The organism is Pyruvatibacter sp. HU-CL02332 (genome assembly GCF_040362765.1).
In the GTDB taxonomy this organism is placed as follows: Bacteria; Pseudomonadota; Alphaproteobacteria; order CGMCC-115125; family CGMCC-115125; genus Pyruvatibacter.
In genome coordinates this window covers 927,255-944,338 of record NZ_BAABWK010000001.1, presented here as the reverse complement: position 1 = coordinate 944,338, position 17,084 = coordinate 927,255, and the positions used below count along the sequence as shown (strand labels likewise).

The following is a 17,084-nucleotide window of genomic DNA, read 5'->3' as shown; positions in this document are numbered from 1 at the left end:
TTCCATGACCGCGTTGCGCATTCTTCTTATCGTTCTTGTTTTGCTCGGCGCCGGTTTTGCGGCGCTGGTTGTGATGGGCTCAAGCCTTGAACCACAGACGGCCACCGTGGAAGTGACCCTGCCTGATGACAGCTTCGCCGAATAAGGTGTCGCCCAAGACACTTCTGCACGTGGCCGCCCTTACGCTTGGTACGGGCGCATGGAGCATGGGTGCGATGGCTCAGCCGGTGCCGCTTGATGGCAGCGCACCGGCAACACAGCCACCCGGCCAAAGTCTCACCGAACAGCTTCTTGATCCCAACCAGACACCGCTGGCGCGCTCCGATGGCCCCCGTTCGTTGCTGCCACCGTCCGGTGCGGCATTGCCGGGCCCGCAGGATGGTTCACTTCCGCCGGAACTTGCAGCGCCTGAAGTGTTCGGCGACAGCACGCCGGACGTATTCTTTCCATCCGGTGAGCGGGTCGTTGTCCCGCCGGTTCAACGATCGCAGTCCCTGGCAGCGCGCCCCGGCGAAGAAGGCACGGGCATCGAAGTATCGCGGCTTTCAAGCGTGGCAGATGAAGGCATCGGCCTTATTGGTCCCGTTGAAGGAGGGCTCTCGCCCATGTTGTGGGCTGGCAGCCGCCGGCTGACCGTTGAAGATGGACTGGCAGCTCTGACACCGCCTCCTCCGTCTGCGGCCATCGGAAATCTGTTTCGGCGGCTTTTGATTTCGCGCGGAGATTTGCCGCAGGGTGCCAGCGGCGGCCGCTCCATACTGGGGCTTCGGCTTGCGGCGCTCTACGGCGCAGGGTTTGGGATGGATGTGGATCGTCTGGCGGGCCTTGTGCCTGCGGGTGATCTTGCTGCGCAGACGGCGACACCAGCGGCACGTGCGGCGCTGTCACTTGATCTGACGGACAAAGCCTGCGGCTACCTCACACGGTTGCCGACGGAAGGCGATGCAGGAAACAGCTACGCCCGTTTCGCACTTGAACTTGGCGCGTTGTGTCAGGCACGTGCAGGTATGGACGTTGCCGCATTGCTCTCGGTTGATCTGGTGCGCGAATACGAAGTGGGTGATACGGCCTTTGTGGCGCTCGCCACGCGGGCAGCCGGTGGCCCGGCGCTTGACGTGCCGGACGACGAAATTTTCACAAGTCTGCATCTGGCTTTGGCGCGGGAGGCCGGAGTGCCTCTTGAAGCAGGCATTGTCGCGCGCGTTGAGCCTGCGCTGTTGACGACCCTTGCCAATGACAAGAGCTTGGCGTGGGAGGATCGTCTGGATGCCGCGGAAGCGGCAGCGGCGCGGTCGTTGCTTTCTGCGCGCGATCTGGCGGAGATCTACCGGCAGGCCATTGTCGCCGGAGCTGGCGACAGCAATCCGCGCGTGAGTGCCTTTGCTGTTTCTCTTGATGCGCCGGACCAAACAACACGCCTTAGTGCCATCGCGTCTGCGTTTGACGAAACACCTGTGGAATTGTGGCCGGCCACACTGCCGGCCTTTGCGGGTTCATTGCGCGCTATCGCGCCAACAATGGCGCATGCAGACAATTCCGTGTTCATGACCGAAGCCCTGGCGTTGCTGGGTGACGCTGCCCGCGCAGACGGGTGGATCGGCATTGCAACAACAACCGCGCCGGGTGAGGTCGCCCGGCTTGAGACGCTGGTGCGCATTGCCACACCGGCGCAATCGTCATTTGTTCTGCCATGGAACCCGGACGTTGCCCTGCGCTCTGTTGAAGTGCGACTTGAGGAAGATGACCGGGAAGCCAAGTGGCTGACGGCTTTTGAAATGCAGGCTCTGGCATCCCTTGGTGTACCTGTGCCGCAGGTGGTCTGGGCGCAGTTTGATGATGCTGAGATGCCAGGTGTGCAGCTTGATGAGCAGTCGCTGCGTGCATTGCGGGTTGCTGCGCAGGACAGGCGGGCAGGTGAAGCAGCTCTGGCCACGCTCACCGCATTGTCATCCATCGAAAGTGACGGCGCCTTGGCCCAAACCCGCCCTGCGGATCTGACACCGGGGTCACTCGCTGCCATCATAACGGCTTTGGTCCGTTCGGGCCTTGAAGAAGATGCGCGGCGCATTGCCGTTGAGGCCCTGATTGTGCGGGCGCATGGCGAAGGCTAGGGCCAAGACTCAAGGCAAAGCTCTAAACCGACGTCTGCGCGGGCCGGGTGCCCATCTGGCGGATGCCTTCCTTGAAATGCTGGTGGCGGAACGCGGTGCTGCTGCCAACACGCTCACCGCCTATGCCCACGACCTTGATGAGTTTGCGCAGTTCGTAGCGCCTGGCAGTCTGGGCGATGCTGACAGTGGCCAGGTGCGGGCCTATCTTTCGTCCCTGGCGGAAAGAGGCCTGTCGGCGCGGACGCAGGCGCGTCGACTGTCTGCCCTCAAGCAATTTCATCGCTTTCTTCTGGGTGAAGGTCATCGCGATGATGACCCAACAGGTGTGGTGGAGGCCCCGAGGCTTGGTCGCCCTCTGCCCAAGACGTTGAGCGAGGAAGATGTCACGCAGCTCCTGGCGACGGCTCGGGAGGCAGCAGTTTCCTCGCAGGGTACAACCCGCGGCAAGGCTTTGCGGCTGCTGGCGCTAATTGAAGTGCTGTATGCGTCCGGCATGCGAGTGAGTGAACTAGTTGGTTTGCCGCTCGCAGCAGCGCGGGGGAGTGACCGGGTTCTGCTCATTCGAGGCAAGGGCAACAAGGAACGGATGGTGCCCCTGACGCCCGCCGCCTTTGATGCCATCCGCGAGTGGTTACCCGCGCGCACGCTTGCATTGTCCGCGCGCAATCAGGACAGCCGCTGGCTGTTTCCCGGCACGGACCCGGAGCAGCACATGACGCGGCAGCGGCTTGGACAGCTGTTGAAACAACTGGCGGTGGATGCAGGTGTCGATGTGACGGCGGTCAAGCCGCATGCCCTGCGTCATGCCTTTGCAACGCACCTGCTGGCCAATGGGGCTGACCTTCGATCCGTGCAGCAGATGCTGGGTCATGCGGATATCTCGACAACACAGATTTACACCCATGTGCTGGACGCCCGCATGGCAGCCCTTGTGCAGGACCACCATCCGCTGGCCACACGAAAACGCAGCTGACGTAGGGGCTGTTTGGTCTGGGCTGTGTCTGGTTGACGGCGTTTGGCGGGTAACGCATGACTCACCCCACCATTTTGAGTTTCAGTCAGTCCGGAGCCTTCCGCCATGAGCTTCACGTCCATTCAGGCCGCGCCATCCCGTCTCAACCGTTCTCAGTTGTTCGTGCCATGCTCCAGCCCGCATTTCTTTGCAAAGGCTGCGCAGGGTCCGGCTGATGTCATTTCACTGGACCTTGAAGATGCGGTGGCCCCTGACGATAAGGTGGATGCCCGCGCCAAGGCCGTGAAAGCTCTCAATGAAGAGGATTTTGGCGACAAGACCCTGTCGCTGCGCATCAACGGTCTTGATACCCACTACTGCTATCGCGACGTGGTGGACATCATGGAGCAGGGCGGAGAACGGCTGGACCTGATCATGATCCCCAAGGTCGGCACGGCGGCGGACATCTACGCCATCGACATGCTGGTGACGCAGATTGAGACTGCAACAGGCCGCAAGAAGAAACTTGGTCTGGAAGTCATCATCGAAAGCGCCATGGGTCTGGCCAACGTCAATGAGATCGCTGCGGCGAGCCCGCGGCTGGAAGCATTGCATTTTGGTGCTGCAGACTTTGCGGCTTCCATGGGCATGCGCACGACAAACATCGGTGGGCCCAATCCCGACTACGGCATTCTTCTGGATCCGGATGAAAACGGACAGCGGGATTTCCACTGGCAGGATCTGTGGCACACACCCATGGTGCAGATGATTGCCGCCGCCCGGGCCAATGGTCTGCGCCCGGTCGACGGGCCGTTCGGCGATTATTCTGATCCCGATGGGTATCGCGCGCAGGCACGCCGCTCTGCCATTCTGGGTTGTGAAGGCAAGTGGGCCATTCACCCAAGCCAGGTTGGACTTGGCAATGAGCTCTATACGCCGCCTGCCGATGACGTGAAGCAGGCCAAACGGATTTTGAAGGAAATGAAGGCCAGTCAGAAAGCCGGCGCGGGTGCCGTGTCGCTTGACGGCAAGCTGATTGATGCCGCGTCCATCAAGCAGGCCAATGTGATTGTGGACAAAGCACGCGAGATTGCGCGGCGCGAAAAAGCCAAGAAGGCCTAAGCAGCCGAAGACGTCGCCTCAGGCATTGCCGAGAGGCGGGTCCAGCAGGCGTTGCAGCTTGTCCGGGTTGCGCATGATGTAGAGCGCCGCAATGCGACCGTCCTCCACATCGATGGAGTAGCTGACTTCGATTTTACCCTCGAGCGTGATGTAGAAGCCCGGCCGGTTGTTAATGCGCAGGGCTTCGATGTCGCCCTTCATGGCGTCCTTGTTTGTTGCAATGTGGGCGGTAAGCTTCGCCACTTCTTCGGCACCGCTGACCACACGCAGGGCGGCGGTCGCTTTGCCGCCGCCATCAGATGTCAGGCTGGCGTTGGGTGTGAGCAGCCGTGTCAGGGTGGAGACATCTCCGGCCTGAGCCGCTGCGGCGAATGCCAGCAGCAATTCCTCGTGTTCTTCGTCTGATGCTTCAAACCGGGGACGATTGCTGCGCAGGCGCGCCTTTGCGCGTGACACCATCTGGCGGCAGGCGTCTTCGCTTTTGCCCAGCGTCGAGGCGAGATCGGAATAGTCCATCTCAAAAGCTTCGCGCAGCAGGAATGCTGCCCGCTCTTCCGGCTTGAGGGTTTCAAGAACAGACATCAAGGCGAGCGAGACGTCCTGTGCCAGCTCCACCGCATGGCCGGGGTCTTCGGGCGTTGGCGTCGGCATTTCAGTTGCCACCGGTTCTGGCAGCCATGGGCCGACATAGGTCTCCCGGCGGGTCTTGACCTTGCGCAGATGGTCGATGGAAAGCCGCGCGACAGTGCGCGAGAGCCAAGCTTTGGGATTGATCACGTCGGAGGTGTCAGCACGGTTCCAGCGCAGCCACGCGTCCTGCACGATGTCCTCCGCCTCCGCGCGGCCGCCTGTCATGCGATAGGCAAGCCGCAGCAAGTCCGGGCGGGCCTGCTCGAAGGCATCAAGTTCGTCGCCTGATGTGTCGTGTGTGCGGCTCATGCTGCAGCTTTGGCTCCAAGACGGTGGGCGTCAACGTCGTGTTGGTCGACGGTTACCTTGAGGCAGGTTTCACCAAAACCCAGCGTCCGCTTCAGCGACGGGTACACCTGGCCAGCGGCAATGACGGCAGCCATGTCAGCAAGACCCTTTTCGCCATAGAGCTTGATGATTTCCTCGCGCATTTCACCGGCATTGTAATCGGCGTTCACCACGGCGTGGGTGAACCGGTACACCAGCGCGAGATTTTCCGGCAAAGCATTGAGGTCACCGGACACGGCGGCGCTGAGAATGCTTACCGAGACGCCCGCTTCTGCGGCCATGTTGACAGTGATCTGTGTGCACGGGCCGCAGTCGGCATGCAGTGTGCTGACAATGCCTGCCACAGCGCCGGCATCCGCAGGAAGAACCTCGCGGCCCGTGGCAAACCACATGAACCCAAAGGAGAATCGCCGATATGCGGGGCGCGAGACGTGCCAGAGATAGCGGACATAATCGAAGCTGTAGTCGTAGCGTTTTTCCATCTTGCACAGGGTCCGTTCGGCGAACCATGAGATGGGACCAATGTTCTGTGTCATGTCATACTCCTTGAAAGAACGGGAAATGGCCCAAAACCGGGCGATTTTCCTTAAAGACGGTCCTTTCAACGGGTTTGTGACACTCCCATATGAACTTTCACTGGCACGGGCACGTCCGGCTTAAGGCTGGAGGTGTGAATTTGTTGACAATCCAAGGGTCCCGCGCCAGTTTGCCGCGTCTTCATCAAAGGGTCGCAAACACTTCCAATGCATAGTTATCTCGAGTTTGAAAAACCGGTCGCAGAGCTGGAAGGCAAGGTCCAGGAACTTCGCCGGATGGCGGCTGAAGACCCGACCATGCAGATTGGCGACGAAGTCGTGCGTCTTGAAACCAAAGCGTCGCAACTTCTGACCGATACCTACGCCAAGCTGACGCCCTGGCAGAAGACATTGGTGGCCCGCCATCCAAACCGGCCCCACTTCAAAGATTATGTGAGCCGTCTGATCACGGACTTCACCCCGCTTGCCGGTGACAGGGCTTTTGGTGAGGACCACGCGGTCGAAGGCGGCCTGGGCCGCCTCAATGGCCGCCGGGTCGTTGTGATCGGTCAGGAAAAGGGGTCAGACACCCAGTCCCGTCTGAAACACAATTTCGGCATGGCGAACCCGGAAGGCTACCGCAAGGCAGTCCGGTTGATGTCGCTGGCCGAGCGTTTTCAGATGCCGGTGATCACGCTCGCTGATACGTCCGGTGCTTATCCCGGCAAGGATGCAGAAGCACGCGGTCAGGCTGAAGCCATTGCCCGCTCCATTGACCGGTCGCTGTCTCTCAAGGTGCCGCTGATCTCTGTCATCATTGGCGAAGGCATGTCCGGTGGCGCTGTGGCTATTGCCGCTGCCAACAAGGTGCTGATGCTTGAGCACTCCATTTATGCGGTGATCTCGCCGGAAGGTTGCTCATCCATTCTGTGGCGGTCATCTGACAAGGCGCAGGACGCGGCAGCGGCCATGCGCATCACCGCGCAGGATCTGCTGTCGCTTGGTGTCATTGATCGTATTCTACCTGAGCCGATTGGCGGTGCGCATCGCGAAACAGCGCAGATCATTTCAGAAACCGGCAAAGCGATTGAAGAAGAGCTGGCTGTTCTTGCGCCGCTGTCCGGTGATGAACTTGTCGCGCAGCGTCGCCAAAAGTTCCTGGCCATGGGCCGTGAAGGCATCGCCTAGATCCGGTTCGCGGCGTCAGACTCTAGATTCTTCCAAGTAGCTCGCGGAAGGCGTCCTGGACGTCGCGCGTAAAGATTTCCGGCTCTTCAAGGGCTGCGAAATGGCCGCCTTTTTCCATGAAGCGCCAGCGCTTGATGTCATAGCAGCGGCTGCCCCAGCTTTCGGGCGTGCGGGGCAACACATCCATTGGATATTCCGAATAGGCTGTCGGCACCGTCACCCGTTCACCGGGCTTGAGCTTGTCTGTGCGTTCCATCGGTCCGGCTTTGTAGAGTGTATTGGCGGAGTTGATGGTGCCGGTGAACCAGTAGATGGAAAGCTGGGTCAGGATCATGTCCATGGGGAAGCGCTGATCCATGCCTTCATAGGGATGGGATTTTTCGGTGTCGCCCAAGCGATAGTATTTGTCTGCCAGCCAGCCTGCGAGGCCTGCCGGGCTGTCGGTCACAGCGAACGCCAGCGCCATGGGCTTGGTGCCCTGGATCACGCGGTAGCCTTCTTCCTGAGCCCACCAGCCGCGCATGTTCTTGATCCAGTCGGCTTCTTCCTGCGTTACAGGCTCACCGCCGCCTGAAATGGCCGGGCGCAGGGGCAGCATGGTGAGATGGATCGCGTCCAACTGGTCGCCATGCTGCAGCGCCAGCCGTGACGTGACGTAGGACCCCCAGTCACCGGCCTGTGCGCAATAGCGGTCATAGCCCAGTACCCGTGTCATCAGGCAATGCCAAAGCTCTGCAATGGCTGATGGTCCCAGTGGCGTGCGCGGCTTGGATGAAAAGCCGAAGCCCAGGAGCGAGGGCACGATCACGTCGAATGCGTCTTCCTCACTGCCGCCAAATCTTTCCGGGTGGGCGAGGGGCTCTATCACATGCTCAAACTCGGCAAAGGTTGAGGGCCAGCCATGGGTGAGGATCAAAGGGCGCGGGTTTTTGCCCGAGCCGCGCTCATAGATGAAATGGATTTGGTGATCTTCATCGGGCAGGCCCAGATCATCACCGGAGATGGTGGCGCGGAAGTGGTCAAAGCGGTTGAGCCGTGCTTCGGCGGCGCGCCAGTCATAGTCGTCACGCCAGTATTCAATCAGCCGTTCCATGTAGGAAAGGTTGGTGCCGTAGTCCCAGCTGTCATTGCCGTCGGGTTCATTGGGGAACCGTGTGTTGGCGAGCCGCTGCTTCAGGTCCGCCAGCTCATGGTCGGCGACTGAGATGGTGAAGGGATCTGCAGCGATACTGGGGTGCATGGGTCCGGCCTCTATTGTGTGGGCGCCTGCTTCAAAAATGCCATGACGTCGGCGACGAAGGCGTCGGGTTGTTCCAGAGCTGCGAAGTGGCCGCCCTTTTCATGGTCCGTCCACTGAACAATGTTGCTGTAGCCCGCTTCCACCATGCTGCGCGGCGGCCAAGAATATACGGTGTCGCCGGGGAAGTTGGCGATGCCTGTGGGGATATCGATTGTCTCGCCCGGCGGGAGATTGACGCCGCCTTCCTCGAACACGCCGCGATACATCCATGTGGCGGTGTTGAACGTGTCTGTCGCGACGTAGAGCATCAGATTGGTGAGCAGATGGTCTTTGGTGAAGGCGCTTTCGATGTCGCCATTTTTCACGTCACCCCAGGTGTAGAATTTCTCGAGTATCCAGGCGGCCTGCCCGACGGGCGAATCCGACATCCCCATGGTCAGCGACAGGGGCTTGGTGCCTTGAATTTGCAGATAGGCTGTCTCAAAGAGCTGCATGCCTGCTGAATGCTGCATCCATGCCTGATCTTCTTCCGTCTTTGGTTCCATGTGCCCGCGCACACCAAGGAAGTTCAGGTGGACAGCAAGGCAGCCGCCCTGTTTGTCCTTGCTGTGATCAAACGCAATCCAGCCAGAAATGATGGCCCCCCAGTCACCGCCCTGGGCGATGTAGCTGTCAATGCCCAAGGCATCGCGCATGAAGGCATTCCAAAGCGCTGCAACAGCGCGTGGCCCCATGGGCTTTTGTGGGCGGCCGGAAAACGCGTAACCGGGAATGGACGGGGCGATCACATCACGCCCGTCTGCTTCCTCGCCGCCATATGCGGCGGGGTTGGCGATGCGGTCGAGAACATCAAAAAACTCGAAATACGATCCGGGCCACCCATGGGTGATCAGCAGGGGCGGGTTGTCCGGGTTGGAGCCTTTGATGTGCACATAGTGGATGTCGATGTCGTTGACGGTCGCAATGAACTGCGGCCACGAGTTGAGCTGTGCTTCCCAATGGCGCCAGTCATAGCCGTCCAGCCAGTAGGCGCAGAATTCTTTCAGGTAGTCCTGATCGGCACCGTACGACCACCCGTCGCCCGCGTCTTTGCCTTCAGGCACATCGATCCACTCGAAGTCGCGTACCTTGCGGGCGATGGTGTCGAGCTTGGATTGCGGTATCGAGATCGTGAAAGGGGTGGGCGAACTCATCTGTGACTTCCCTGCTGGCCATTTCCCAAAACACATTCAGGAAACCGTGGCGCGGCATTATGGCAGGGAGGCGCAGGTCTTCAAGCGTTCAGAGCTCGATGCGGTCTGCATCGCCGTGATCGGCGGACCGGTTTATCTCCCGAACAGGCACCGCTTTGAGCTTCTTGACGCCTTTGACCGGCGGGAAAGTGAATTCGTTTTCAACCGGCTTGAGTGTCCGGACGTCGAGGATGGTGCGTGAGAGCAAGGACCTCTCTTTCAAGCCTCCGCCGAGATTGGATCTACTGTTGGCGTGGGTCCACTCAAAAGCGCCGATGACGTAGATCACTTCCTCGGTGGCTGAATTGACAAAAGGCAGCTGCAGCATTTCCAGCTGAATGAGTTCGCCTGCAAGAGTGTTCGTATTGCTGTGGGAGTGAATGATCATGGGGTGGAGGAACTTGGCGCGCTGCATGTCGCTTAGTTCATCCTGCTCGGACCCTGAGTAGATCTTGGAAATCACCATGCCTGTCAGGTCGATTCCGATCAGGCGCTCAATGTTGCCGCCGGCATGGGCGACGCGCACTGAGCTGTCGGGCGCTTTGAACTGAATACAGATGCTTTTGCCGATATTCGGATCACGGATGAACGTGGTTGCGCCGATGCGGGGAACCGCATGCCTGTCGCGGCGGCCACGCCATAAATCCAGAAGAGTCTGATTGCCAGTTGTGAGGCGTATCATTGGATCATCGGACTCCTAGCTTGACGAGAAGAGCTTAAACCTATGCGGGTTAATGGGGTGTATATATGCTGCATGATCCCCCTACCGTTTTTCTGAGGAAACCCCTAGAGTTAATGCCAGAACGGCACAAAACTGCCGCTGGGCCGTCTAGGCCTGAATTTGCTGGGGTCAGGTCGGTCATCCTTTGGGGAGGCCTGTTTGTCCCCGTGGGGAGAGACAATTGACCGACACAACACAGAACGGCGAAACGCCCGCTGTTGAGATTACGCCTGCCTATCGACGCTACGCCCTCTTCATCCTGCTGCTGGCTTATGTATCCAGCTATGTGGATCGCCAGATCATGGGCGTGTTGCTTGAGCCCATCCGCAATGAATTCATGCTGACTGATACCCAGATGGGTTTTCTGGGTGGCATTGCCTTTGGCATCTTCTACGCGACGCTGGGCATTCCCATTGCCTTCCTTGCTGACCGCTGGAGCCGTCGGAACATCATCTCGGCTGCGGTTACGGCCTGGAGCTTCATGACCGTCGCCTGTGCGTTTGTGGTTGGCTTCTGGTCGCTTGCCTTTGCCCGCGTCGGCGTCGGCATTGGTGAAGCAGGTTCAAGCCCTCCCTCTCACTCCATGATTGCCGATCTCTATCCGGCGGAAGAACGGTCCGGGGCGCTCGCGATTTATGCGCTGGGTGTCTATATCGGGATCATGCTCGGCTTCCTGGTCGGGGCCTATGTGGCGCATGACTATGGCTGGCGGATGGCGTTTGTCGTTGTCGGTGCACCGGGCCTTATCATTGCGCTGCTTGTTCGCTTTACCCTCCGGGAGCCGCCGCGCGGTCACTCAGACGGCACAGCACCTGCTGAAGTTGGTCCAATCGAGTGGGCTGCTGCAAAGGCCCAGGTCAAAGAAGGCTTTGCTCATCTTTGGCAGGACAAAGTTTCCCGGCATGTGGTCATCGGCGTAACGCTGGTCTCCTTCGTTGGGTATGGCGGTGCCTATTGGGGCGCGGCCTTCTTCATCCGCAGTCACGGCATGTCGTTGATCGAAGTGGGTCAGTATCTTGCTGCCGTTATTGGTGGTGCAGGTGTTATCGGCGCTATTACCGGTGGTCGTCTGGCAGACAAGCTGGGTGCCAAGGACCGACGCTGGACAATGTGGATTGTGGCTTTCGCTAAGTTCATAGCCGCTCCCATCATCGTATTCTTCTTCCTTGAAATGGACACGGGCGTTGCGCTGATCATTTACATCCCGACGGTACTGCTGGGGGCGTTTTATCTTGGCCCATCGTTCGCGATGATCCAGACGCGCGCACCTGTGCATATGCGGGCGCTGTGTTCAGCCATTATGCTGTTCATCCTCAACATCATCGGTCTGGGGCTTGGGCCTCAGGCAGTGGGTGTGCTGAGTGATGCGCTTGCTCCTACCTATGGACAGGAATCGCTACGCTACGCCTTGCTGCTTTTGTCCTTCATCAGCGTGTGGGGTGGCTATCACTACTATTTGGCAGGCAAGCACCTGGTCAGTGCAGACGCCAAGTAGCCTATCAATCCGGGGGAATTGGATGGCATTCTGGGGGTGACCCAGAAGCCTGGAGGAGTCTTTATGTCTCAAGCAACGTCCCCCGGAGGTGCTTCCGGGGTTGGGGGAGGAATTACCCCACAGTACCGGCGCTATGCGCTGTTCATGCTGGTGGTGGTTTACACCTCCAGCTTTGTTGATCGGCAGATCATGGGGGTTCTGCTTGAGCCCATCAAAAATGATCTGCTCTTAAGCGATACCCAGATGGGCTTTATGACGGGCCTTGCCTTTGCGTTGTTCTACGCAACGCTGGGCATGCCTGTCGCGTTTCTGGCGGATCGGATCAACCGGCGAAACATCATTGCGATTGCGGTTGCGATCTGGAGCCTGATGACAGCCCTTGGTGGTTTTGCCATCGGCTTCTGGACGCTGGCGGCCGCCCGTATTGGTGTTGGTGTCGGTGAGGCCGGGGCCAGTCCACCCGCCCACTCAATGATTGCTGATCTGTATCCGGAAAAAGAACGAGCCGGTGCCCTGGGCATCTACTCGCTGGGTATCTATTTCGGCGTGATGATCGGCTTCCTCGTGGGTGCCTATGTGGCGCAATATTACGGGTGGCGTGCGGCGTTCTTTGTTGTCGGCCTTCCGGGCCTGATCATCGCGGCGCTTGTGCGGTACACGATGATTGAACCCCAGCGCGGGGCTGCAGACGGTCTTGAACCGACAGAGCCTGAACCAATCGACTGGTCACAGATGTCGGTCGAAATCCTTGCTGGCTTCAAGCACCTGCTGTCTGACCCTGTGTCGCGCAATGTCATTTTCGGCATCATGCTCGTGGCCTTTGTGGGCTACGGCGGCACCACGTGGATTGCGGCATTCTTTATTCGCAGCCACGGCATGTCGCTCCTGGAAGTCGGGACCTATCTGGCTTTTGCCATTGGTATCTTTGGTGGCTTTGGTGCCTATCTGGGCGGGCGTCTGTCTGACTGGGCAGCGCAGAAACATATTGCCGGTGGCATGTGGGTGGTCGCGATCGGGATGTTTGCTGCAGCACCGCTGGTGGTGTGGTTCTTCCTTGAATCAAACCTCACCATTGCACTCATTGTGTATCTGCCAACACTGGTGCTGGGCGCGTTCTATCTGGGACCAAGCTTTGCGACGATCCAGACCCGGGCCCCCATCAAGATGCGGGCGCTGTGTTCAGCCATCATGCTGTTCATCGTGAACCTTGTCGGTATGGGTCTTGGTCCACAGGCAGTCGGCATCCTTAGTGATGTGTTCGCGTCTGACTATGGCAAGGACTCGTTGCGCTACTCACTCCTGGTCCTGTCGTTCGCGGCAGTCTGGGGTGGCTGGCACTATTACCTTGCCGGCCGTCATCTGATCCGCATCAAGGCGCAGTCAGAAGCCACGCCTGGTTGAAGCAAATAACGCCAACAAAAAGCCCCGGCCTGATATCAGGCCGGGGCTTTTTTCGTGCGCGTGTCAGGTGCTGGCTATGCGACCGCACCATGGCAGTGCTTGTACTTCTTGCCAGACCCACATGGGCAGGGTGCATTGCGTGCAACCTTGCCCCAGGTGGAGGTGTCGTTGGGGTCCAAAGCTGCGCCGGACGCATTGCGGATCGTGCCTGAAGGACGCGGGCGCTCTGCAAGCATTGCATCACCGTCCTGCTGGCGCATGGCGCGCATGTCAGCATCAATCATCTCGTCACGACCGGTTGCCGGGTCAATGTGCTGGGCTTCCATTTCAGGAAGCGCCTGACCTTCTACCGGCGGCGGCAGGTCTTCGCGCTGGCGCACTTCCACATGCATCAGCTTACCGGTCACATCCTGACGCAGGCGGTGCAGCAGGCTTTCGAACAGTTCAAAGGCTTCCGTCTTGTATTCGTTGAGCGGGTCACGCTGGCCATAGCCGCGCAGACCGATCGTGTGGCGCAGGTGGTCCAGCATCTGCAGATGTTCACGCCAGTGGCCATCAAGCGTTTGCAGCAGCACGCTCTTTTCAACCTGACGCATGATCTCCGGGCCCGCCTGTGATGCTGTGCGGGCAAAGGCTTCGTCGGAGGCGCGGGTCAGGCGTTCGTGAATTTCTTCGTTCGCAATGCCTTCTTCGGCCGCCCACTCCTCAACCGGAATGTCCAGATTGAGATATTTGAGCGCCTGCTCGCGCAGACCTGCAGCATCCCATTGCTCGGCATAGGCCTTTTCAGGGATGTGGGTCGCGACCAGTTCATCCACCACTTCGTGGCGCATGTCCGCGATGGTTTCCGACAGGTCTTCTTCGTGCATTAACTCGATGCGCTGTTCGAAGATGACCTTTCGCTGGTCATTCATCACGTCATCATATTTGAGCAGGTTCTTACGAATGTCGAAGTTGCGGGCTTCTACCTTGGACTGGGCGCGTTCCAGCGCCTTGTTGATCCAGGGGTGGGCAATGGCTTCGCCTTCTTCCAGGCCAAGCTTCTGCAGTACGCCGTCCATGCGGTCGGTGCCGAAGATGCGCATGAGGTCATCTTCAAGCGACAGGAAGAACTTGGAATGGCCGGGGTCGCCCTGACGGCCTGAGCGGCCACGCAGCTGGTTATCGATGCGGCGGCTTTCGTGACGCTCTGTGGCGCACACATAGAGGCCACCGGCGTCCAGCGCCTTTTGTTTCAGCTCTTCGACTTCTGCCTTGATGGCGGCTTCGCGTTTGTCGCGGGCATCGCCTTCCACCATGTCGCCGAGTTCGTGCTCAATGCGCATGTCGAGATTGCCGCCGAGCTGAATGTCCGTACCACGACCGGCCATGTTGGTGGCGATGGTGACGGCACCGGGCACGCCGGCCTGAGCCACGATCTGCGCTTCTTCTTCATGGAAGCGGGCATTCAGAACGTTGTGCGGCACTTTCTTCTTTTTCAGAAGCTCCGCCAGAAGTTCTGATTTTTCAATCGAGGTCGTGCCTACAAGGATCGGCTGGCCGCGTTCAATGCAGTCTTTCACCAGCTCAACGATGGCATCGTATTTCTCGGCAGCGGTCCGGTAGACCTCATCGTCTTCGTCAATGCGCGAGACATCCACATTGGTGGGGATGGCGGACACTTCGAGTTTGTAGATGTCCAGGAATTCGTCAGCTTCCGTCTGCGCCGTGCCGGTCATGCCGCCCAGCTTGCTGTAGAGGCGGAAGTAGTTCTGGAAGGTAACCGACGCCAGCGTGATGTTTTCAGGCTGGATTGTTACGCGCTCTTTGGCTTCCAGTGCCTGATGCATGCCATCTGAGTAACGGCGGCCTTCCATCATGCGGCCGGTGAACTCATCAATGATGACGACCTTGCCGTTCTTGACGATGTAGTCCTTGTCGCGCTGGAACAGCTTGTGGGCCTTGAGGCCCTGATTGATGTGGTGGACGACAGAGACGTTCTCGATGTCATAAAGATTGTCGCCGCGCAGCAGATCAGCTTCGCGCAGAATGTCCTCGAGATACTCATTGCCTTCTTCGGTCAGCGAAGACGTACGCTGCTTTTCATCCAGCTCGTAGTGCTCTTCCGAGAGCCGGGGGATGAAGCCGTCAATCGTTGTGTAGAGCTCGGAATTGTCTTCGGTCGGACCTGAGATGATGAGCGGTGTCCGGGCTTCATCGATGAGGATCGAGTCCACTTCATCGACAATCGCGAAATTATGGCCGCGCTGGGTCATCTGGTTCAGCGCGTATTTCATGTTGTCGCGCAGATAGTCAAAGCCCAGTTCGTTGTTGGTGCCGTAGGTGATGTCGGCGGCATATTCCTGGCGGCGCTGGGTGTCGTCGAGGCCATGCAGAATGACGCCGACCCGCAGGCCGAGGAACTCGTGGACCTGGCCCATCCAGCGCGCATCACGCTCGGCGAGATAGTCGTTTACCGTCACCACATGGACGCCCTTGCCGGACAGTGCATTGAGGTAGGCGGGCAGGGTGGAGACGAGGGTCTTACCTTCACCGGTCTTCATTTCGGCGATGCGGCCATCGTGCAGAACCATGCCGCCGATCAGCTGCACATCGAAATGGCGCTGGCCGAGGGTTCGTTTGGCGGCTTCGCGGACGGTGGCAAAAGCTGGAACGAGAAGGTCATCAAGGTTGGCGCCGTTTTCGATTTCCTGGCGGAATTCGGTAGTGCGGGCGCGCAATTCTTCGTCGCTCAGGGCCTCGAGTTCGGGCTCCATCGCGTTGATAAGGTCAACTTTCTGGCGGTATTTGCGCAGTTGCCGGTCATTGGCAGAGCCGAACAGGCTTTTGGCGAAACTTCCGAGCGAGACCATGAATGGGGTGACCTTAACTTACTGGATGACGGCGTTGGAGTGGCCAGGGCCGCAGGGCTGCGGATCAGGCCTTAAGGCGTGCATATATCAAGGCAATTGAGCGCAGGATACAGGCGCACGAGAGATAGTGGTGGCCATGGGACGTGTCAACGCGGCGGACCATGGAGGTTCGGTAATGTTTATGCCCCATAAATGCCTGAAAATCCGTCATAAATGCGGCTTGTGGCAGGGTGATCTTCGTGGTGAAGATGCATTCTGAGGGCGGTTCTCGCCCGATCCGCCTGAATGACTTGTGAACCGGAGTGATACGCTGATGATCGGCCTTAAGCTGGACCGTGCGCCAAACCTTGTGACTTTGCCGCGCCTGACCCTGCCTTCCCTATTTGTTGTTGCAGGTCTTGCAGCTTTTGGGGCCAACGCCGTTGCTCAGGAGCCTGAAGCCGCTCCAGCACCCGCAGCAGAAGCCGCAGCCGAGCAGGTCGAGGATGCCGTCATTGCTACCGTCAATGGCGAAGAGGTGCGTTATTCAGACGTGGTTCTGGCGGAGCGGGATCTGGGTTCCCAGCTTTCCGGCGTCCCGGAAGACGTAAAGTTTGAGTATCTGGCAAACCTGATTGTGGACCGTAAGGCTCTTGCGGCTGCTGCGCGTGCGGACGGGCTGGAAGAAGATCCTGAGGTCAAACGCCAGATGGCTTACTACGCCGAAAAAGTGCTCGGGGATGTGTATCTCAATCGCTCACTCATGGACGCGGTCAGCGATGAAGAGGCCAAGGCCTATTACGACAAGCAGATCAGCGAAGTTGAGGTGCAGGAAGAAGTCAGTGCCCGCCATATTCTGGTGGAGACTGAGGAAGCCGCTCTTGCCGTGATTGAACGCATCAACGGCGGCGAAGACTTTGTTGAGCTCGCCAAGGAAGTGTCGACAGGCCCCAGTGGCAAGGATGGTGGTGATCTTGGCTACTTCGTGAAGGACCGCATGGTGCCGGAATTCTCCACGGCTGCCTTTGCTCTTGATCCTGGCCAGGTGTCGGCGCCCGTCAAATCCGACTTTGGCTGGCATGTCATCAAGGTCGAAGATCGCCGTCAGCAGCAGCTGGTTGCCTTTGATGATGTGAAAGAGAGCATCAAGGGGCAGCTGCGCGACGAAAAGGCGGCGCCTTTCATTGATAGCGTCCGCGACAAAGCCGACATCAAGTTCACGGGCGAGGATGAAGCGGGCGCGCGCCCGCAAATCGTCCCTCAGCAGTAGCGCCTGACGGCAACTCCAGTTAGAGAAC

General features: G+C 59.0%; 14 protein-coding genes. 8 read left to right on the top strand and 6 right to left on the bottom strand.

Annotated features, from left to right (window positions below):
• Positions 1 to 4: 4 nt before the first annotated feature.
• The 4 genes from ABXH05_RS04370 (at position 5) to ABXH05_RS04355 (ending at position 4,185) form a co-directional block, all read left to right on the top strand.
• Complete coding sequence (locus tag ABXH05_RS04370; RefSeq protein ID WP_171815968.1) at positions 5 to 145, top strand: hypothetical protein; 141 nt, start codon at positions 5 to 7, stop codon at positions 143 to 145.
• Entirely contained in the window at positions 126 to 2,111 is a 1,986-nt protein-coding gene (locus ABXH05_RS04365; RefSeq protein WP_353559941.1) for a hypothetical protein, read from the top strand. Before ABXH05_RS04370 ends, ABXH05_RS04365 begins: the two co-directional genes overlap by 20 nt.
• A gap of 34 nt (positions 2,112 to 2,145) precedes the next feature.
• Positions 2,146 to 3,084, top strand: a complete 939-nt coding sequence (locus ABXH05_RS04360; protein ID WP_502947731.1) for a site-specific tyrosine recombinase XerD — start codon at positions 2,146 to 2,148, stop codon at positions 3,082 to 3,084.
• A 105-nt stretch (positions 3,085 to 3,189) separates the two neighbouring features.
• Positions 3,190 to 4,185, top strand: a complete 996-nt coding sequence (locus ABXH05_RS04355) for an HpcH/HpaI aldolase/citrate lyase family protein (RefSeq protein ID WP_348135834.1) — start codon at positions 3,190 to 3,192, stop codon at positions 4,183 to 4,185.
• An 18-nt stretch (positions 4,186 to 4,203) separates the two neighbouring features.
• Here ABXH05_RS04355 and sigJ read toward each other — a convergent pair whose 3' ends face one another.
• On the bottom strand, positions 4,204 to 5,124 hold the full coding sequence (gene sigJ / locus ABXH05_RS04350; RefSeq protein ID WP_353559939.1) for an RNA polymerase sigma factor SigJ: 921 nt from the start codon (positions 5,122 to 5,124) through the stop codon (positions 4,204 to 4,206).
• Complete coding sequence (locus tag ABXH05_RS04345; protein WP_353559938.1) at positions 5,121 to 5,699, bottom strand: hypothetical protein; 579 nt, start codon at positions 5,697 to 5,699, stop codon at positions 5,121 to 5,123. The genes sigJ and ABXH05_RS04345 overlap by 4 nt, the downstream gene beginning before the upstream one ends.
• Positions 5,700 to 5,906: 207 nt before the next feature.
• Here ABXH05_RS04345 and ABXH05_RS04340 point away from each other — a divergent pair, with 207 nt between their 5' ends.
• Positions 5,907 to 6,866, top strand: coding sequence for an acetyl-CoA carboxylase carboxyltransferase subunit alpha (locus ABXH05_RS04340; RefSeq protein ID WP_348135830.1), 960 nt, complete (start codon positions 5,907 to 5,909; stop codon positions 6,864 to 6,866).
• A 22-nt stretch (positions 6,867 to 6,888) separates the two neighbouring features.
• Here the strand turns inward: ABXH05_RS04340 and ABXH05_RS04335 are convergent, their stop codons facing one another.
• The 3 genes from ABXH05_RS04335 to ABXH05_RS04325 all read right to left on the bottom strand — a co-directional run bounded on the left by ABXH05_RS04335 (position 6,889) and on the right by ABXH05_RS04325 (position 10,020).
• Positions 6,889 to 8,106, bottom strand: coding sequence for an epoxide hydrolase family protein (locus tag ABXH05_RS04335; protein WP_353559937.1), 1,218 nt, complete (start codon positions 8,104 to 8,106; stop codon positions 6,889 to 6,891).
• An 11-nt stretch (positions 8,107 to 8,117) separates the two neighbouring features.
• Positions 8,118 to 9,299 (bottom strand): epoxide hydrolase family protein, encoded by a 1,182-nt coding sequence (locus tag ABXH05_RS04330; RefSeq protein WP_353559936.1) that lies wholly within the window; start codon positions 9,297 to 9,299, stop codon positions 8,118 to 8,120.
• 88 nt (positions 9,300 to 9,387) lie between these two features.
• Entirely contained in the window at positions 9,388 to 10,020 is a 633-nt protein-coding gene (locus ABXH05_RS04325) for a PAS domain-containing protein (protein WP_353559935.1), read from the bottom strand.
• Between the two features lie 220 nt (positions 10,021 to 10,240).
• Here ABXH05_RS04325 and ABXH05_RS04320 point away from each other — a divergent pair, with 220 nt between their 5' ends.
• Positions 10,241 to 11,554 (top strand): spinster family MFS transporter, encoded by a 1,314-nt coding sequence (locus ABXH05_RS04320; RefSeq protein WP_353559934.1) that lies wholly within the window; start codon positions 10,241 to 10,243, stop codon positions 11,552 to 11,554.
• A gap of 63 nt (positions 11,555 to 11,617) precedes the next feature.
• Positions 11,618 to 12,955 (top strand): spinster family MFS transporter, encoded by a 1,338-nt coding sequence (locus ABXH05_RS04315; RefSeq protein WP_353559933.1) that lies wholly within the window; start codon positions 11,618 to 11,620, stop codon positions 12,953 to 12,955.
• A 74-nt stretch (positions 12,956 to 13,029) separates the two neighbouring features.
• Here ABXH05_RS04315 and secA read toward each other — a convergent pair whose 3' ends face one another.
• Positions 13,030 to 15,807, bottom strand: a complete 2,778-nt coding sequence (secA, locus tag ABXH05_RS04310) for a preprotein translocase subunit SecA (protein WP_353559932.1) — start codon at positions 15,805 to 15,807, stop codon at positions 13,030 to 13,032.
• Positions 15,808 to 16,120: 313 nt separating this feature from the next.
• Here secA and ABXH05_RS04305 point away from each other — a divergent pair, with 313 nt between their 5' ends.
• A complete protein-coding gene (locus ABXH05_RS04305) occupies positions 16,121 to 17,056 on the top strand; it encodes a peptidylprolyl isomerase (protein ID WP_353559931.1) in 936 nt (311 codons plus the stop codon).
• Positions 17,057 to 17,084: the final 28 nt, after the last annotated feature.